General features: G+C 64.4%; 13 protein-coding genes. 10 read left to right on the top strand and 3 right to left on the bottom strand.

Translation table 11 applies throughout. The annotated features are described in order from the left end of the window. Positions 1-16: 16 nt before the first annotated feature. Positions 17-1,447 carry a hypothetical protein gene (locus tag AC5Y21_RS05455; RefSeq protein WP_499910209.1) on the top strand — a complete coding sequence of 477 codons (1,431 nt, stop codon included), beginning with the start codon at positions 17-19 and terminating at the stop codon, positions 1,445-1,447. A gap of 17 nt (positions 1,448-1,464) precedes the next feature. Next, positions 1,465-2,202 carry a hypothetical protein gene (locus AC5Y21_RS05450; protein ID WP_499910207.1) on the top strand — a complete coding sequence of 246 codons (738 nt, stop codon included), beginning with the start codon at positions 1,465-1,467 and terminating at the stop codon, positions 2,200-2,202. A 26-nt stretch (positions 2,203-2,228) separates the two neighbouring features. On the opposite strand, the gene AC5Y21_RS05445 is transcribed toward AC5Y21_RS05450, so the two are convergent. Together AC5Y21_RS05445 and AC5Y21_RS05440 are read right to left on the bottom strand one after the other, a co-directional pair. Further along, positions 2,229-2,567, bottom strand: a complete 339-nt coding sequence (locus AC5Y21_RS05445) for a hypothetical protein (protein WP_499910205.1) — start codon at positions 2,565-2,567, stop codon at positions 2,229-2,231. Between the two features lie 39 nt (positions 2,568-2,606). Then, complete coding sequence (locus tag AC5Y21_RS05440; RefSeq protein WP_499910203.1) at positions 2,607-2,870, bottom strand: hypothetical protein; 264 nt, start codon at positions 2,868-2,870, stop codon at positions 2,607-2,609. A 568-nt stretch (positions 2,871-3,438) separates the two neighbouring features. On the opposite strand from AC5Y21_RS05440, the gene AC5Y21_RS05435 reads away from it, so the two are divergent. From AC5Y21_RS05435 to AC5Y21_RS05400, 8 genes are all read left to right on the top strand, one after another. Further along, complete coding sequence (locus AC5Y21_RS05435) at positions 3,439-4,071, top strand: Rv2240c family protein (protein ID WP_499910609.1); 633 nt, start codon at positions 3,439-3,441, stop codon at positions 4,069-4,071. Between the two features lie 11 nt (positions 4,072-4,082). Beyond that, a complete protein-coding gene (locus AC5Y21_RS05430; protein WP_499910202.1) occupies positions 4,083-6,530 on the top strand; it encodes a hypothetical protein in 2,448 nt (815 codons plus the stop codon). Between the two features lie 249 nt (positions 6,531-6,779). Beyond that, the gene (locus AC5Y21_RS05425; RefSeq protein WP_499910200.1) at positions 6,780-7,331 is read left to right on the top strand and encodes a hypothetical protein; all 552 of its coding nucleotides are present in this window, start codon (positions 6,780-6,782) and stop codon (positions 7,329-7,331) included. Next, positions 7,328-9,538 (top strand): coiled-coil domain-containing protein, encoded by a 2,211-nt coding sequence (locus AC5Y21_RS05420; protein ID WP_499910198.1) that lies wholly within the window; start codon positions 7,328-7,330, stop codon positions 9,536-9,538. The genes AC5Y21_RS05425 and AC5Y21_RS05420 overlap by 4 nt, the downstream gene beginning before the upstream one ends. A 53-nt stretch (positions 9,539-9,591) precedes the next feature. Further along, positions 9,592-11,181 carry a type VII secretion protein EccB gene (eccB, locus tag AC5Y21_RS05415; RefSeq protein ID WP_499910196.1) on the top strand — a complete coding sequence of 530 codons (1,590 nt, stop codon included), beginning with the start codon at positions 9,592-9,594 and terminating at the stop codon, positions 11,179-11,181. A gap of 48 nt (positions 11,182-11,229) precedes the next feature. Continuing rightward, entirely contained in the window at positions 11,230-15,510 is a 4,281-nt protein-coding gene (eccCa, locus tag AC5Y21_RS05410) for a type VII secretion protein EccCa (protein WP_499910195.1), read from the top strand. A gap of 843 nt (positions 15,511-16,353) precedes the next feature. Further along, positions 16,354-16,806, top strand: a complete 453-nt coding sequence (locus tag AC5Y21_RS05405; protein WP_499910193.1) for a hypothetical protein — start codon at positions 16,354-16,356, stop codon at positions 16,804-16,806. A 150-nt stretch (positions 16,807-16,956) separates the two neighbouring features. After that, entirely contained in the window at positions 16,957-17,319 is a 363-nt protein-coding gene (locus AC5Y21_RS05400) for a hypothetical protein (RefSeq protein WP_499910191.1), read from the top strand. A gap of 234 nt (positions 17,320-17,553) precedes the next feature. On the opposite strand, the gene AC5Y21_RS05395 is transcribed toward AC5Y21_RS05400, so the two are convergent. Beyond that, positions 17,554-17,736, bottom strand: a 183-nt coding sequence (locus AC5Y21_RS05395; RefSeq protein WP_499910189.1) for a DUF6086 family protein, incomplete at its 5' end; no start/stop codon positions are given.

Below are 17,736 nucleotides of genomic sequence, written 5' to 3'. Positions count from 1 at the left end.
TCAGGAGGGTAGTGGGTTGACTCATTCGTTCCCAATACCGTTAGAACCGGCGCCGACGCCCCCGCCCGTCCCCACGCCGCCGGTGCCGGCGCTGCCGGGCTGGCAGGACATGCTGTCACCGCCCGGAACGACGGGCGGACCGGGTACCGCCGCCCGGACAGACACCGGCGCCGGCGGCGTCGTCGACGCCTCCGGAGTCAACTCGCTGTTCGGGCACAACGACATCCAGCACGACATCGACACCCTGCGCCAGCAGCTCGTGGCAATGGGTATCGCGGCCTACACCCCCGAAGGCAAACAACAGATCCTGGCGCTCCTACAAGCCTTCCTCGCCGCCGCAGCAGGCCGCCTGGAAACCAGCGATGCCAACGTCAAAGCCTACGTCGCCCAGGTCCAGCGCGTCGTCGACGAGCTGACCGGCCACAAGCCCCCGCCAAAGCCGCAAGCCCCGCCCGAACCGCCGCCGCCACCACCCTCCCCCGAGGAGTCGGCCAGCCGCTACGACCGGATACAACGCGCCGCCGACCAGGCCCTGGTCGACAAAGCCCACGCCGAGGGCAGGGACTCCTACTTGCCCAGCATGGAAGGTCAGCCCGGGTATATGACTCGGGCGGAGTCCGACGCGGCGGCGCGATTGCGCGATTACAACACCATCACCAACCCGAACAGCCACATCGCGATACACGGCGGTGAGGAAGCGCGCAAATACGCCGGTGAACGTCTCAATGACTACAACACGTCCAGGTTCATCGGTCCGTTGCCCGTTGACCGCGTCATGGGTGGCGATGCGCGATCCCAAGCATTGGCGCGGATGCGGCTGCAGCACGACCTGGAAAATGGCAACCTCTCCTGGCACCAACAGTTCACGCTGCCCGATGATGCGACGCCACTCGTGGATTCGATCCAGGCAAACGACCGGGCCAATGTCATCGCCGGACTGAAAAACGAGTTGCAGCGGCTGGGCATGTCGCCGGATGCGGTCAACCAAGTCGTGGAAAGTTATCAGCACGGCATAGTGCCGCCATTCGAATACCTGGACGTCATCGAAGCCGGCGGTAAACCTTTTGGTGCTGGCGAGTACGCGCTTGACCATGCCAGTGACCTGCTGGATCACGGCAGACACTGGAAACCCGAGGTCGGGGCGTACAGCCTCGGCGACATCGAGATCCTGAAAAAGACCGCGAAGGGCATGGGCGCTATCGGCACGGCGGTCGATCTCGGAACTGCCGCGTACGAGCTGTTAGAGGGAAGGGATCCCGGAGAACTCCTGGCAAAGGCGGCCGGCGGGTGGGTAGGAATGGAGACCCTGGGTTGGCTGGGATTCGAGGGCGGTGCCGCCGTCGGCGGTCCACCCGGGGCGTTCATCGGGGCGCTCGTCTTGGGCTCGTTGGGGGCGCTCGGCGGTGACGCCGGCGGAAAATGGGTGTATCAGTGGGCAACGCATTAGTTAGCACCGTCAACGCGATGTCTGTGGCGTCGCCCTTGGAGCCGCTGTCGCCGCCTCATCCGCTGTACCGATTGATTTTGTTCGGGTTGGCCGGGTTGTGCCTCGCGCTGGCGGTGTTGCCGCCGTTTTTCGTCGACCGGGGTATCAGTTGGCGACGGCGTCTTTATTGGAGCGGTTTTCTCGCCGCGGGCGTGCTCGTTGCCCTCGGCTGCTTGCCCAACTGGAAGGTCGGTGTGGCCTTTGCCGTGCTCGACCTGGCGCTGGCGACGGGCACCGCGTACATGAATGGGCCCTACCTCAAAATCCGCGGCAAGGTCTACGCGTTCTACCTGCAAGACAGCGAGGCCGAGCGGGAGGGCGGCGACGGTCCCGACCACGACCCCTTCCCCGATTCCTATGGTGGTTTGGCCACGGCCCGCAAAGCATGGTGGATGAATGCTTTCGCCGCGGCGTTTGGCGTTGCCTGTCTGGTCGTCACAATCCACGCCACCGACAGGCCGTGGTTCATGTATCCGGTCGTTGCGGCCGCTCTGGTGATCATGCCCTTCGTAGTCGGCTACGGGGACGCGAGTTGGAGCTATCCCGTGGCCCGTGGGCAGCGTCTGCAGTTCGCCGTCATCGCCGTCATCACCTTGGGCGCCTTCGCCGTTGTCTACCTGTTGGGATATACGGCGGGGAGGCGCTGGCCGTTACGGCGTAGCCAGTCGATGGAATACCGCGCCCACCCCCGACATCAGCGAGCGCAGGACCGCTAAGGGCGGGGCCGGATAAGACCGAAGTTTCAGACGTCGGGGTCTTCGTCGATGCGTCGCTGTAGCCCTGCAACGTCTTCGGTGGTCGGTAGGCCACGTTGATCCAAAAGAGTGCGGGAGACACCCCAACTCAGTTGGCGTTCACGAAGATCGGCCATGGCTCGCTGGTGCGCGAGGTTGGCCACCGCTACGATCGCGGCGGCCAGTGCCTGCTCGCTGCGGCGCCGCACGGCTTCGGTGAGTTGCAGATCGACGAACCCGTAGTGGCTGTAGGTCACGACGATTGACTGATCGCGGTTGTAGCCGACGAAAAGGTCTGGCTCGTCCTCGGTTTCGTCGGGTGCGGCTTCGAATGCGCTCGGGCTCAAGTCAATGGCGTTTCGTGCAGAGCACTGGGTGTCGCCGCGTCAGGTCGCGAGTTGCTGGGTGGTCTGTTGATACGACTCACCAGCATCTCCGCTCCAGTGACTCGCGACGGCCCGAGCCACACCTTTGATCTCGGTTTGGATGCTGCGGGCGCGACCGGCGGCATCGGTGTAGAAGGTGCCGCTGGTCGGCGTTTGACCGGTTCCGTGCGCGTCGCGCATCTGCGCCATGCTGGTGAAGGTTTGGCGGATCGCCGCGTCCAGGGCGGGATCGCCGAAAGTCGGGTAGGTCTCGGAACTTTTCATAGTCTGCTCCAACGCTCGTGGCTGCCATCTGAGCTGGTTGCGTCGCCGGTGCGTACCGGCACGCGATTTTGGGGTGAAGGCTCATCGTATCCGGTTGACGATCTTTATACCCCGGGCTCGGTGGCTGTGCAGTACCGATCGCACGCTTCTCTGGTGACCGCCGGGATTCGCGCCGTTGCATTTGTTGGCGCCGGTGGCTGTGTGGCTGGGCGGCTGCGATTATGGGTTGATGGTCGATCCCCGGGGTGCGCACGCCACGGGCTTCCGGCCCGGATATCAACGCGCGCATCGACGCCGTTGACGCGGCTTCTGCGGCTGGAACTAAGGCGTGTGCCTTCTAGCATTACAGACGAGCGCTGCGCTTATGTCGGCTCGCCGAGGCCGGTGACAACGGATCCGGATCGGACTCGCGCGCATGGCCCAGACCGGCGTTAAGGTCCGCACGACGCCCCACGAATGGATCTGCGTGGTACTACCGACCGACCGCTGCGATAATTTCTGAATAAGGGAGGTGCCAGTGGGGACGGATCCGGATCAGATTTGGGCGCACGACGCGCCCCCGCCAGTCATGCCTTCCACAGGGCAGCCGAGTGCTGCTGACTCACCGACTCCCCCGACACACTTCCCGCCGACCGTGGAAGGCAGCGGCCCTCCTGGCCCTGGACCGCGTCGCCGCCGCTTCCTCCCCTGGATCGTCGGCGCCGTGGTGCTGGCAGCAGTAGCGGCTGCCGGCGTGGGCGGTTGGGCACTACGAGGCGCGAGCACGACGACCCCAGCGGCACCTACGTCATCAGCGATATCTGCGTCGACTTCGCCCACCCGGGCAGTCGGAGCACTATCTGCGGAGCAGGCTAAGGCACAAACGTGCGGTGCATACAAGAGTTTGGGCTTGCAGTGGTCAGCCGCGTTCAAGAAGTGGCTTGCGGCACTCCCGCAGCCTTGGTCCTGGAATGACCCGCAAGTGAAGTCGGCGACAGCCGAGTTCGATGCGACGGCGACTCAGGTGGCGGCGCAACTCGCCCAGCTCACTGATCCAAATGCCCCCGCTGACATCGTCAACGCCGTGCGCGATGTGCGACTCAAGATCATTGACCTTGCCGCGAGTCATGGCCAGACCGCCACGGAGGCGGAGACAAACGCCAAGATCGACGAAGTCGATGCCGCGATGTCCACCGCCAACAAGGCTTGCGGCCTCAGCTGAGGGACTGGCCAATGGCAGCAGTTACGTCTGGTAAACCGGCCGGCAAATACGCCGAGCGCATGTTGACCGGCGCGTGGACGGAGTCTGATCCCGGCGATTTGTATGCCCATCAGGAGCGTTGGCGGAATTTGCGGGAAACTGCTGCGGACGAATTCCATCAACTGCGGGACAACGCCACACAGCTGCGGCAAGCGCTCAGAGGCGACGGGTTTGACGCGCTTCACCGGGAACGCGAACTCGTCGCCCGAAACTTCGACATGTTGGCCGAAACGCGTAGCGACGCGTCGCGGATCTTGGAACACGCGGCCACCGCGTCCGACGCGCTGCGTAAGTCGATGGCGAACACCGTCCGACTCGTCGAGCAAGAGATCAACACCATCGAGAGCAACCCGCTTCTCGACGAATCTGAGAAAGAGGCATTGATCAACGCTTTGGTCGAAGCTACCAACGTAGCGTTGATCCAGCAAAACGCAGAAGCCGCAACTGCTTTCGCGAGTGAGGTTGGCACGCACATCGGCTATGCGTCATCGCTGCCCTGGCACGTTTCAACTGCCGATCAGTCTCCACATACGTCACCTGCTTCAACCAACGGCAACCAAATGCTTGGCAACGGCTGGAAGACGGCTCCTCCCACAGGCATCGACGGCGGGAGCCCAGGTGGTTCTGGTCCTGGTACGGGGGGCGGACACGCGAACGGGCAGATACCCGGCCAAACCACGAGCACACCACCAGGAGCGAACGGTCAGACGCATGGTCTGATACCCGGCCAAGGCAACGACGGCCTACCAAACGCCAAACTTCCTGCCGGGCAACCCAACACCCAGGTGCCCGGTGTTGAATCCGTTGTTCCCGGAATCGGGCAAGGCGTCATGCCCGCCCAAATACCGAGCGGACCTCTTGGACTTTCGGGACTTGGCGGCGGAGCGGGCCCTGGCTTAGCTTCACCCGCCGGTGGTCTGAGCGGTCTGGGCACGGGCGGTTTGGGATTAGGGTCGCCGGCCCAGGGATTGTTGGCCTCCGGCGCGACGAATCCGCTGCTGGGCACCGCGGCTTCACCGGCTGCGTCTTCAGCGGCGTTGAATCCACTGTCGGCCGCCGCGGCGCCGGCGTCAGCGCTGGGTTCCGGTGCGGCCGCCGCACCGAACGCGGCTGCGGCGATTCCACCGCAAGCCCCGCCCCCAGTCCAGGCTGTTCCCGCTGCACCGACCTCGCCGGTAGTGCCGGCAGGCATGCCGTCGTCGATGCCTCCGCCGCTCAGCGCGCAGCCGCCCGCCGCCGCGGCCCCGCTCGCCGGCGGGCCGCTGGCACCAGCCCCGCCGTTGACTGGTCCGCCGCCAAGTCCTCCGGCCGCTGTCGGCCCGGCGGGCCCCCTGGCGCCGGCGGTTCCACCGCCCGGTGCGGCGGCCCCTCCCGGCCCGTTGCATACGCCCTTGCCGCCGGTCGGCACGCCGGTCACCCGCGACGGTCTGGTCGAGCGGGCCGAAGATCCCGATATCGTCCGGGCCCGGACGCTGATCTGGGAGCTCAGCTGGACCGGGCGCCGTTACCCGGCGCTGGATTGGGCCATCGGCCTGCATCGGGCCAGCGGCGTCGACGGGCCGACGAAGTTCTTCATCACCAGTTCGGAAGGCGAGAGCTACATCCCGCAGCATGTCCATCTGCCGTCGGACCCGATCTTGACCCCGATCTTTTTGGATAGAGAGTTCGCGCATCGTGCGTGGCGCGAAACTCAGCAGGGCTGGGTGGATCCGGCGCGCATCGTCATTGCCCACCACTTCCTGCGGCAGCAGGCGTTCGGGCGTCCGGTGCTGCACGCGATCGTGTCGTCGCGCGAAATCGTCGGTCTGGACCACATGCTTCCGCCCGGGGTGGAGCTGGATGTCGCGGACCCGAACAAAAACCCCTTCATGGACCCCGCCAAAGCACTGGAAATACCGCCCCTCATTCCGGGCAGGGCGCATCGGCTTGGGATCGTCTCCCCCAGCTTGTATTCAGTGGTGCAGCGGGTGCCCGAATCCGAACGTTGGTCCACCAGCGTCGATTTGGCCGCCGATGCGGCAACAGCCACCAACCAGCGCCAGGTCCGTACCGGGTTGATTGTGCGTGACATGCCTGCCCCGGCGACGGTGGATCCCAATGCGGCAGTGTTGAACTCGGTTCTCGACCAGCTTCGGCAACCCGGCGGCGAGGTCAGCGCGGCGGTATGGGCGCAGCTGCAGACCGCGTACTGGACAACTGTGATGCATGCGCAGGGACGCAGGCACACGCCGCAGGACCTCACCGACGACACCGGCTACATCGACGCTTACCGACGGGCCCGCGCATACGAGGCGACGTGGCTGTTGAACGCTCCGCCGGGGCGGCTTACGGCGAATTGGTTGGCCGATGTCGCCTATGCGCACCTCTGCGCGACGGACGACGCGCAGCGCACGCGCGACACGCTGGTGCAGCGCATCTAGATGTCCTGAGTCATTACGGGCGCGTCGACCGTGGGGGATATGCACGCGCTTTAGGCACTTTTCGTCCATATCACCCACGTTCGGCGAGTGAGGCGAGCACGGCGCCAGAATCAACGACTCAGCGCATCTAGGCGCCGCCGCCGGACCGCGACGAGGGAATCCTTTTGGTTACCCGGGTTTGGTATCGCACAATGATGCCCCGTGGGCCAGGTTATAGAAGCAGCTTATTTCTCGGCACAGGGGGATTTCATGACGTCGGCCGGCTTCGTGGGCCTAGAGGCCATCATTGCCGCAATCATCGTCGGTTGCGCGGTGCTCTATGTGGCCCGGCGGGCGGCCGCGCAGCGAGAGCGCCATCACCGGGAAATACGGGAGGGTGAACAGCACTCCGCGGCGGTCACGCGATGCTGGGACCAGCTGAAATGGGTGGTGAACTCGGTCGGCCTGGAACCGGCGGCCACCGACACCTACGTTGCGAACATGGGGTTCGGCCCCGAGCTGGCCGAGCAGATTCTGCACGGTCTGCTGGCCGATGCCGAAGCACTCGACGATCACACCCTGACCAAGGCGGTGTCGGCGTATCTCAACCAGCTGGCATTGGTACTCGCCCAGCACGGTGGTTCCTTCGCACAGCCGCAAACGCAGCCGCAGCCGCAACCTGTGACGAAACCGTCAGGAGATCGACAGCCCGCGTCGCGCAGGTCAGACAAGCAAGAGGCCAAGCACGCCATGGCCGGCGACAGCGAGAAGCCGGCTGCGCGCGCGTCGACGCCGAAGGCCAGAGAAGGGCAACCGCAGTGAGCACGCTGGACCAGCACATCGCCGACCTCGACCTGGAGACCTGGGCCGGCCAGACCAAGCGCGTAGCGATGAGCGCGGTGGCCAACGCCAAGCGGCTCGGCACACCGCCACCGCCGGATCTGGAAGCGCTTGCCGCGATGAGTGAGCGCGAAATCATCGAGCACCGACTCCGCAACGGACCCGCGCAGAGGCGGCCGTCGCTGCCGCTGCAACTGGTCGAAGCCGATCGGCGTCGCGCCGAAGCCCAGCGCCGTGAGCAGGTCGCTCATCAGGACAAGAAGGATGCCGACGCGGCGGCGGCTGCCGCTCGCGCCGAGGCCGCCGAATCCGCTCGAGGCGCTGAGGAAGCACGCGAACGGGCCCGCGCCACCGAAGCGCGCGCCGCGCAACGCGACGTCGAGCGGGCGGCTGAGCGCGCGGCGGATCAAGAACTTATTGGGCAACTGCGAAATCAACTGGCACAAGTGCGCGCGGACGCCGCAGCAGAGGTCGCGGCCGCCAAACAGCAGGTCGCCGACGCCGAGGCGCGCGCCGACCAACGCGCAACCGAACGGACCGCCGAACGCACGGCCGCCCAACAAGCCATCGACGCGCTGCGCGCCCAGCTCGAACAGGTCCAGGCCGACGCCGCAGCCGCCGTCGCCGCAGCACAGCAACAAGCCGCCGACGCCGACGCGCGCGCCCAACAACGAACCGACGAACGCATCGCCGAACGAGCCGCCGCCCAAAAAGCCATCGACGCGCTGCGCGACGATCTCGAAAAAGCCCACGCCGAGGCCGCCGCGGCCGCCGCGCGCGCCCAGCAACGCATCGACGAACGCGCCACCGAACGGGCCGCCGCCCAGCGAGCGATCGATCACTTGCGCGCCGAACTCGAACAAGTGCAAGGCGACACTGCGGCCACCGTCGCCGCGGCACACCAACAAGCAGCGGACGCCGACGCGCGCGCCGGCCAACGCACCGCCGAACGCATCGCCGAACGCGCCGCTTCCCAGAAAGTCGTCGACGCGCTGCGCGGCGAAGTTGAAAAAGTCCGCGCCGAGGCCGCTGCGGCCGCCGCACACGCCAAACAACGCGCCGACGAACGCACCACCGAACGCGCGTCCGCCCAAGAAGCCATCGACGCGCTACGCGCCGAACTCGAACAAGTCCGAGCTGACGCCGCGGCAGCTGTGGCTGCGGCCGAACAACAAGCCGCCGATGCCGACGCACGCGCCCAGCAACGCACCGATGAACGCGTCGCCGAGCGCACCGCTGCCCAGAAAGCCGTCGACGCACTGCGGGCCGAACTGCAAAAAGTCCAGGCCGACGCCGCCGCGGCTGCCGCACACGCGCAACAACGCGCCGACGAACGCACCACCGAACGCACCACCGCCCAACAGGCCATCGACGCGCTGCGCGCGGAGCTCGAACAAGTCCAAGCCGACGCCGCAGCCGCCGTCGCCGCAGCCCAACGACAGGCCACCGACGCCGACGCACGCGCCCAACTACGCATCGACGAACGGGTCGCCGAACGCGCTGCCGCCCAGAAAGCCCTTGGCGCACTCCACGGCGAGCTGGAACAGGTTCGCGCCGATGCCGCCGGCGAGATCGCGGCTGCCAGACAGCAAACGGCCGAGGCTGAGGCGCGGGCGGAGCAGCGGGCGGTCGAGGTTACCCGGGTCCGTGCCGAGGCTCAGGCGTTTGTCGACGACGCGGCTCGGCTGCGTGATCACGCTCGAGGTGAGGCTGAGGATGCTCGCCGTCAGGCGAAGGCCGCCAGCGCGGCGGCGTCGCGGCTGTTGAGCATTCCGATCGCACCGTCGGAGGTGCGCGCGGAGGCCAGGCACATCGAGAACGCCCTGACGGTGTTGCATCAGGTCGGTTATGTGCTGGAAGTCGGCATGACCGAGGAGGTCGAGTCGCAGATTCCGCTGGATCTGGAGATGGTGCGCAGTCTGGTGTGGACCGTTCAGGGGCAGGCCCGCGACCTGCCCCGGGATCTGAGCGAACTGCCGACGCGATTTGGCGAACCGGCTGAGGCTGAGGCGGCCGCGGGATACGCCCGGACCGCGGTCGGTGCCTACCGGGCTTTCCTGCAGCGCATCGAGTACGCGGTTCAGGGACTGCGGCAGCGGGACAGCGGTCCGGACGCCGAGGTGGTGGAGGCGATCACGAGGATGCTTGCCGACCCGGCCGTGCGGGAGCTGCGAGGGTTGACGCAGTGATGCCCGGCGAACTCGGCTTTCTTTCCGAAACGGGACTCTTTTAGCGTGTGGTCATGACGAATCCGGAGCCACCGGAAGCGCCGCGGAACCCGGCGGGCACCAGCGCGCGCGAGACGGGCGTGCGGAGGATGCTTGCCCGTACCTGGACGAACCGCGTGCAGGTGTCTGGGTGGCGGTTCATGTTCCATCGGTTGGAACACGCGTTGGTCCGGCACGACACCCAGATGCTGCACGACCCGATGCGGGCGACGTCGCGGGCGTTCACCGTCGGACTGATCTTGGCGATCGTGGTGGCAGCCGGCGCGGTCGTCATCTCGTTCCTGTCGCCTCAGGCCAAGCTGGGTGACGCCGAAATCGTGGCCGACAAGGACACCGGGGCCCTGTATGTGCGGATCAACAACGTGCTGCACCCGGTGCTCAATTTGACGTCGGCGCGGTTGATTACCGGCAGTCCGCGAAACCCGGTGTTCGTGAAGCCGTCGGAGTTGGTGACGCTGCCGCGCGGACCACTGGTGGGTATCCCGGGGGCGCCGGCGCGGACCCCGAATCCGGGCAGCGACACCGAGTCGCACTGGACGGTGTGCGACAACACCACGCCCGCGGGAAACACGACGGTCACGGTGATCGCGGCTCGGCCGACGCTCAGCGATGCGGTCGGGCCGCTGGCGGCCGGGTCGGCGATCCTGACGAGCTACGGCGGCCAGACGTTTCTGGTCTACAACAACCAGCGCACCCCGATTAACTTGCAGGACAAAGCGGTTGCGTTAGCTGTCGGGATCGATTCCTCGGCGCCGTCGCCGCTGCCGATGAGCCGCGCGTTGCATGACGCGTTGAAAGGGACTCCGCCGTTGGTGGTTCCGACGATCCCGGCCGCCGGGACGCCCTCTAACTGGAAACTCGATTCGTCGGTGGTCACCGGATCGGTGATCAAGGTGCGCCCGGTCGACGGCGGCCAAGACGTGTTCTACGTGGTGCTCACCGACGGCGTGCAGCGCATCAGCCAGGTGACCGCGGCGATCATCCGCAACGCCGACCCGCGTAACCCTCCCCCGCCAATAGAGGTGGCGCCCAACGCATTGTTGTCGATCCCGCAGAGTCGCGCGCTGAGCGTTGACTTCTATCCGGACAAACCGCTCAAGCTGGTGGATCCGGTGGCCGCACCGGTGACATGCTTGTCGTGGACCCAGTCCCGTGATGAGGCAAAGTCCCGTACGCAAGTCTTGACCGGGCGATCGCTGCCGTTGGCCGATACCGCCCATCCCGTCTCGGTGGTCACCGCCAATCCGAATAAGGGCACCGCCAATAACGTCTACCTGCCGCCCGGCACTGGCCAACTGGTGCAGATTGCCGGGGGAACTCCGGCGGCGGTCACCGGGGAAGCGATGTGGTACATCGCGGATACCGGGGTGCGATACGGCTTGGTGACCAATCCGCAGAATCCCAAGGAGGATCCACAAGTGGCGTTGGGAGTTACCGCGCGTCCGCTGCCCGCACCGTGGAGCATTGTCAGCTTGTTGCCGGCCGGGCCGGCGCTGTCGAAGGCCGATGCGTTGATTTCACATGACTCGCTGCCGCTGGATCCCCATCCCGGGGTTATAGCCACACATTCGCCGGCGGCCGGAGCACCTACGGGTGGAGGCTGAAATGCTTAGTAGCACAATCACTTTGACAGCCGGGCGGGGATGGTCGGCGTGAGCGCAACGACAGGATTTGTGCGGCCCGATCGCGTCGAACCCGTCGACGAAGAGGGCAATCCGCTGGCCAAGGGCCGTCAGATGCCCGGCGGAAAACACGAGCTGGCCCCGCCGCCAGAGCTCCGGAAGAAACCACCGGTGCCGATGATGCAACTGATCTTGCCGGTGGTGGTGGTGTTGATGCTCATCGGCATGGTGGTCATCATGGTCACCTCCGGGGGCGGGCTCGGGGCGGGACGCTTCAGTCCCTGGTACTTGATGTTTCCGGTCTTCATGTTGATGAGCGTCATGACCATGGCCGGTCACAGTGTCGGCGGCGGCACGTCGATTGCTGAGATCAACGAGGACCGCAAGGAGTACCTGCGATACCTGGGTATACAACGCCGCCGCGTGCAGAACACGGCCAAACTGCAGCATTCGGTGCTCAGTTGGGACCATCCGTCCGCGGAAGTGTTGCCGTCGTTAGCGGGTTCGGCGCGGATGTGGGAGCGCCAACGAGATCACCCTCAGTTCGGCAGGGTGAGGCTCGGGTTGGGAACCCAGAAATTGGCGACCGACCTGAAACCACCTGAAGCCGCCCCGGTCGACGATCTCGAGCCGGTATCCGCACGATTTCTGAAACGGTTCGTCGACACCCACAAGACGCAGTCAGGGATGCCGTTGGCGATCCAGCTGACCCACTACCCGTTTATCACCTTGACCGACGCGTCCGAGGGCGCCGATTCCACGGCACTGGTACGGGCGTTGATCTGCCAGTTGGCCACCTTCCACGGACCCGACGATCTGATGATCGCGGTGATCAGCGAGGATCCCGACAGCGAGGCGTGGGGGTGGGTCAAATGGCTGCCGCACAACCAGCATCCGAGCGCGGAAGACGCGCTGGGCAGCGCGCGCATGGTGTATCCGGATGTTCCGACCGCCCGGGAGGCTCTCGAAGGACCGCTGTTGAGCAAGCGGGGCACCCACAGCAAGGACACCCCGTCAGACAAGCCGCACTTGTTGATCGTGTCGGATCGGCCGGAGGCGATGACGCCGGCGGCCAACTTGATCGGGCGCGACGGCGTCGAAGCGGTCACCCTGCTTGATCTTCGGCCGGGGTCGGCGTCGGACATGTTGAAGGCGCCGTTTCCGCTGAGCATCGACGACGGCCTGCTCTATGCACCCGACGACCGGAACAAGCTGACCAAATTCGCTGCACCGGACAAGGTTTCGGTCCAGTTCGCTTCCGACCTGGCACGCATGCTCTCGCGCTACCGGGCGGCAAGTGAGATGGACATCATCGAGCGGCAGGTTACCCGTCGGGTCGCCAAGGGTGGCCTGTTAGGTCATCTCGGGATCGTCGATCCAGCAATGGTTGATCCGGCATTACTGCAGCGGCCCCAGACCATGCGGGAGTTCATGCGCGTGGCCATCGGGGTCACCCCTGCCGATGAGCTGCTGTGGCTGGACATGAAGGAGACGGGTCAACAGGGCACTGGGCCGCACGGCATCCTGATCGGTGCGACCGGGTCCGGCAAGTCGGAGTTGTTGCGCACCTTGGTGATTTCACTGGCGTTGACCCATTCCAGCGAGCGGCTGAACATGCTGCTGGTCGACTACAAGGGTGGTGCGGCGTTCCTGGGATTTGAGGCTCTTCCCCACGTGCCGGCGATCCTGACCAACATGGAAGCCGAGTTCCATCTCGTCGAACGCTTGGACGTGGCGATCCGCGGCGAGATCAACCGGCGCCAGGAGATTTTCCGCGCCGCGGCGCTGCGCCCTGACGTGCTGACCACCGTGCCCAACATCCACATCTACAACGAGATCCGGGCCTCAGGCGTGGATTTGGATCCGCTGCCGGCCTTGTTCATTGTGGTTGACGAGTTTTCCGCGCTGCTGGAAGCGAATCCCGACTTCGCGAAGCTTTTCGCATTGATCGGCCAGCAGGGCCGGTCGATGGGTATTTATCTGTTGCTGGCCAGTCAGGAACTACGTTCGGGTCGCATCGCTCAGGTCCAGGCCCACCTGTCCTATTCGATGGCGTTGCGCACCAACAATGTTCACGAATCCCGCGACGTGTTGGGTACCGGCGACGCGGCTGAGCTGCCGGAGACGCCGGGCTCGGCCTACATCAAAACAGTCAGCGGCGAATTGGCGCGATTCCGGTCGTTTTTCACCGGCGACGCCTATGTACCGCCGAAACGCTCTGCGGCTGCGCCCGTTACGACGGCGGTAACCGCCCCTAACCGCCCGCGGCCCCGGTTGTTCACCGCAGCCGCGGTGCCCTCGGAGGCCGAGCGCTCGGCCGCCGTGGATCCGTCCGTCAGGGGCAATGGGCACGCCCCGGCCACCGTCGACGGCGGTCCGAATGGCGCTGTCGCCGCCTTGCCTACGCCACTGGCCGATGGTGCGGTGACGGGTGTGCCAGTCGCCGCGGCGGCTCCGACCGGTGGCACCGCAACGCCGCTGACGGGAATCAACGTGAAGACGGTGGCGCAGGTGCTCGTGGACCGTCTGGCCGGCCATGGCATGAACGCCCATCGTATTTGGCTGCCCCCGCTGGACTACTCGCACACTCTGCATGATCTGCTGACCGACCCCGATCTGTATTGGTCCGCACAGCCGGGGGCGTTGAAGATTCCGATCGGCATCATCGACACCCCGTACTATCAACGCCGCGACGCGTTGGTCCTAGACCTGATGGCCGACAACGCCGCCGTCATCGGCAGTAGCCCAAGTGGACGTTCCACGATGTTGCAGACGATGATCATGTCGGCGGCTGTCACCCACAGCAGCAGTGAGATCCAGTTCTATTGCCTCGATTTCAGCAACGGCAAGCTGGTCGCGCTGTCGGATCTGGCGCACGTCGGGTCGGTAGCCACCCGAAATGAGCGAGCCAAAGTGTCGCGCACCATCGCCGAGATGACCGCTATCGTGCGTCGCCGCGAGAAGTTGTTCTTCGAGCACAACATCACCGGTATCGCGGACTTCCGCAGGCGCAAAGCGCAAAACGATCCGGCGCTGAAATCGGACCGCCACGGCGATGTGGTACTGGTGATCGACGGATGGACCACCATCACCAAAGATGAGTCAGCCGACCTTGATCACCTTGAGAGCCCTGTGAATCTGCTTGCCTCGCAGGGGAAATCGTTCGGTGTGCATGTCGTCATCGCCTCGACGCGGCATCAGGACATCAAGCCGCTGCTGAAGGAGGAGTTGGGTTATCGGCTGGAGCTGCGTCTCAACGAAGCCACCAGCTCGGAAGTGAACCGGAGGAAAGCCGAGGCGGTTCCGAACAAGCCGGGCCGCGGCATCATGCGGTCCACCAGGCCGCGTAGCGGCGACTCGTATAACCCCGAGGTGCTCGATATTCTGATCGCCTTGCCCATCCTGACCGCGGGAACCGAGCCTCAGCCGTTGAGTACCGAAATCGAAGTCGACGTGCGGGATTCCATCAGACAGGTGAACGGCAAGAACCCGTATCAGGCGCCGCCGGTTCGGTTGTTGCCCAACGAACAGCCGCGCGTGGAGTTCATGCGCGAAGTGCCCGCGGCACCACCTCCGCCACCCAACAGGGCGCAGCTGCGGGTAGCGCTGGGGCTGGGTGAAGCGGAGCTAGACCCGAAGTACATCGACTTCAACGACGATACTCAGACCCATTTCGTCGCGTTCGCAGATCAGCAGTCCGGCAAGACAAACCTGTTGCGTCACATAGTGACAACGCTGGTCGAACAAAACAGCCCCGATCAGGTGCGGTTCTTGATCGTCGACTATCACCGTCGGCTGCTCGGTGTGCTGCCCGATCCGGCGTATGGTCCGTATGCCACCACCGAGGCTGAGCTCAAGCAGAACCTTGCGATTCTGCGGGAATCGCTGCCTGCCCGATTCCCGCCCGCCGATATCACGCCGGCGCAGCTGCGTCGTCGCGATTGGTGGACGGGCGGCCCCGACATCTTCGTCGTCATCGACAACGCGCACGAACTCGCGGGTGGGATGGGACGGCTTGACTCGCTGCAGTCGTTGATCGAATTCCTGCCCCGTGGCCGCGACGTCGGGCTGCACGTGGTTGCTGCCTACCGCAGCGGTGGAGTCGCACGCATCCTCTACGGCCAAGGGCTGCTGGGTGAGCTGAAGAATCTCAACGTCCCGGGGCTGGTGATGAGCGGCTCGAAGGATGAGGGATACCTCCTCGGCGAAGTGAAGGGCACCGCGCAGCCGCCCGGACGAGGAACCCTGGTCACGCGTGACTTCGTCGAACTTATTCAGGTGCCCCATCACCCAGCCCCCGACGACGAATAGCTTCCGGGCCCGAGACGGCGAGCAGACGCAAAAGCCCCTAATTTCGGCACGAAATACGGGCTTTTGCGTCTGCTCGGCCAGTCGTCGGACACGACCGCGCACCCCGTACTCGTCAATGCATTCTCAATTACGAGTGCCAGTGAAACCAAGCTTTGCCGTCGTTGTGGCCCGAAAGCGATCAGCCGTCGACGTTTCGCAGAGTTTTCACCGATGCCTCTACGCGAATCGAATACAACGCGATACTCCACCCAGCGGGTGGCGATCATCCAAAGATATGGCCCTCGACCTGATCCACTCGCTAGTTACCGACGGTCTGTTCGAACTAGGCGATGTGGCGACCGCGGACCATGGTTGCGGCGACTGCAAAGTGTGAGCACCCAACCGTCGAGGCGCCACTATCATTTAGCCATGCTGACTTGGACGCGGAGGACGTGATGTCAGCGCGCGAAGAGGTACTCCGCTGGGGCCTTGATGACTGGGTCGAATTGGATCGAGTCCATAGTGCGTCAGCCTAGAAAATGCCGGGCAGCCCATATCCGTTATCCAGAACAAAACGCTCGAACTCATCCGCTCACTAGTGAGTGACGGCATGTTCGTACTAGGTGATGTGAAGCGCGGTATCGGATTCACACCTTGGCGCAACTCTCTTGACGAGTCTATGCAGCGAATACGAGACGTGTACGTTACGAACTTTCAAGACGACAACACCTGGATGTGGTTTTGCTGGCTGGACGCCACTAAGAAAGGAGAAGAGCTCGCTAGGGCTCTTTCCGAAAGCCGAGATTCCGCGTGGAACGGCTAATCGGCCGCCCCAGGCATCGACCGTCGACCCCAAAGGCCCCGATGCCCGAATCCGGCGGCATCTTGCGAACATTTCTTAAAGGACGATTGCCCGACGATGCCGGTACCGACGGTGAGGTCGTGATGTCCGCGCGTGACGAAGTCCTGCTCCGCGATCTCATCGACTGGGTGGCTCTCTGCAGTGTCCACGCGGCCGTTGAACGGGAAAACTCGAGCGAGCCGTTAGCGGTCGTCCAAGACAAAGTTCTCGACCTGATCCGCTCGCTGGTGGCCGATGGCCTGTTCGAATTGGGTGATCTGGCAACCCCAAACCACCGCTTTGGTGCCTGGGATGCCCCGCTCGATGAGTCCATTCAGCAGATCCGCGACGTGTATGTGAACCAATTCGATGACGACCCAGCGTGGTGGTTTTATTGCTGGCTGGATGCCACCGAAAAAGGATTGAAGGTCGCGGAAGCCATTAAGGCGAGCCGAGATTCGGCGGAGGGCAGCTGACGCCCTGACTCGAGGGACACCGGACGCTCGATCCGTATGGCCACTCGGAGCCAAACTGCATAGGCGATCCGTCCCCGAATCGGCGGCCACTTCGCGCGTCAATCTTGGTTACGATTACTCGATGATGCCGATACCGACGGTAAGGTCGCGATGTCCGCGCGTGACGAAGTCCTGCTAGAGGGTCTCATCGACTGGGTAGCCCTCTCGACGGTCCACGGGTACTACGAACAGGAAAACCCAGGCGAGCCGTTAGCGGTCGTCCAAGACAAAGTTCTCGACCTGATCCGCTCGCTGGTGACCGACGGCCTGTTCGAATTGGGTGATCTGGCAACCCCAAACCACCGCTTTGGCGCCTGGGATGCCCCGCTCGATGAGTCCATTCAGCAGATCCGCGACGTGTATGTGAACCAGTTCGATGACGACCCGGAGTGGTGGTTTTACTGCTGGCTGGATCTCACCGAAAAAGGATTGAAGGTGGCGGAAGCCATTAAGGCGAGCCGAGATTCGGCGTAGAGCAGGTGAGCAGGTCAGCTTCTTTCCACGGCAGTGGCCAACGCCTGGTGAACAGCCCACGTGAGTTCCGCGACGTCGCCGCTCAGTCGCGCCTGAGACCCTGACTCGATGAACACCGCATGCTCGATCAGCCGGCCTTCACCCGGCGTCTTGGAGCCGATGACACGATGAGGACCCGCGGATTCGCAAGTTCGGCTATTGAAACTGGTTCATTATCAAATAACTTTGACAATTTTACTTTGCCATCGACAGCGCCCGCGCTCTCGCAAGAAATTCATGCTGCTCTGCCGTTTCGCCTTTAATCGGACGGCCGATACGATCGAGAATCACCACCGATGGCGCAAGCACCGACTCGCGCATTGGGCGTCCAACCGTGTGGTTGCCACGAAAGTTCTCCTCAAACAGTTTCTTGACAAG

The organism is Mycobacterium sp. NGS41 (assembly GCF_059812725.1).
The sequence above is the reverse complement of the archived record's forward strand: the minus strand, read 5'-3'. Positions and strand labels throughout refer to the sequence as shown.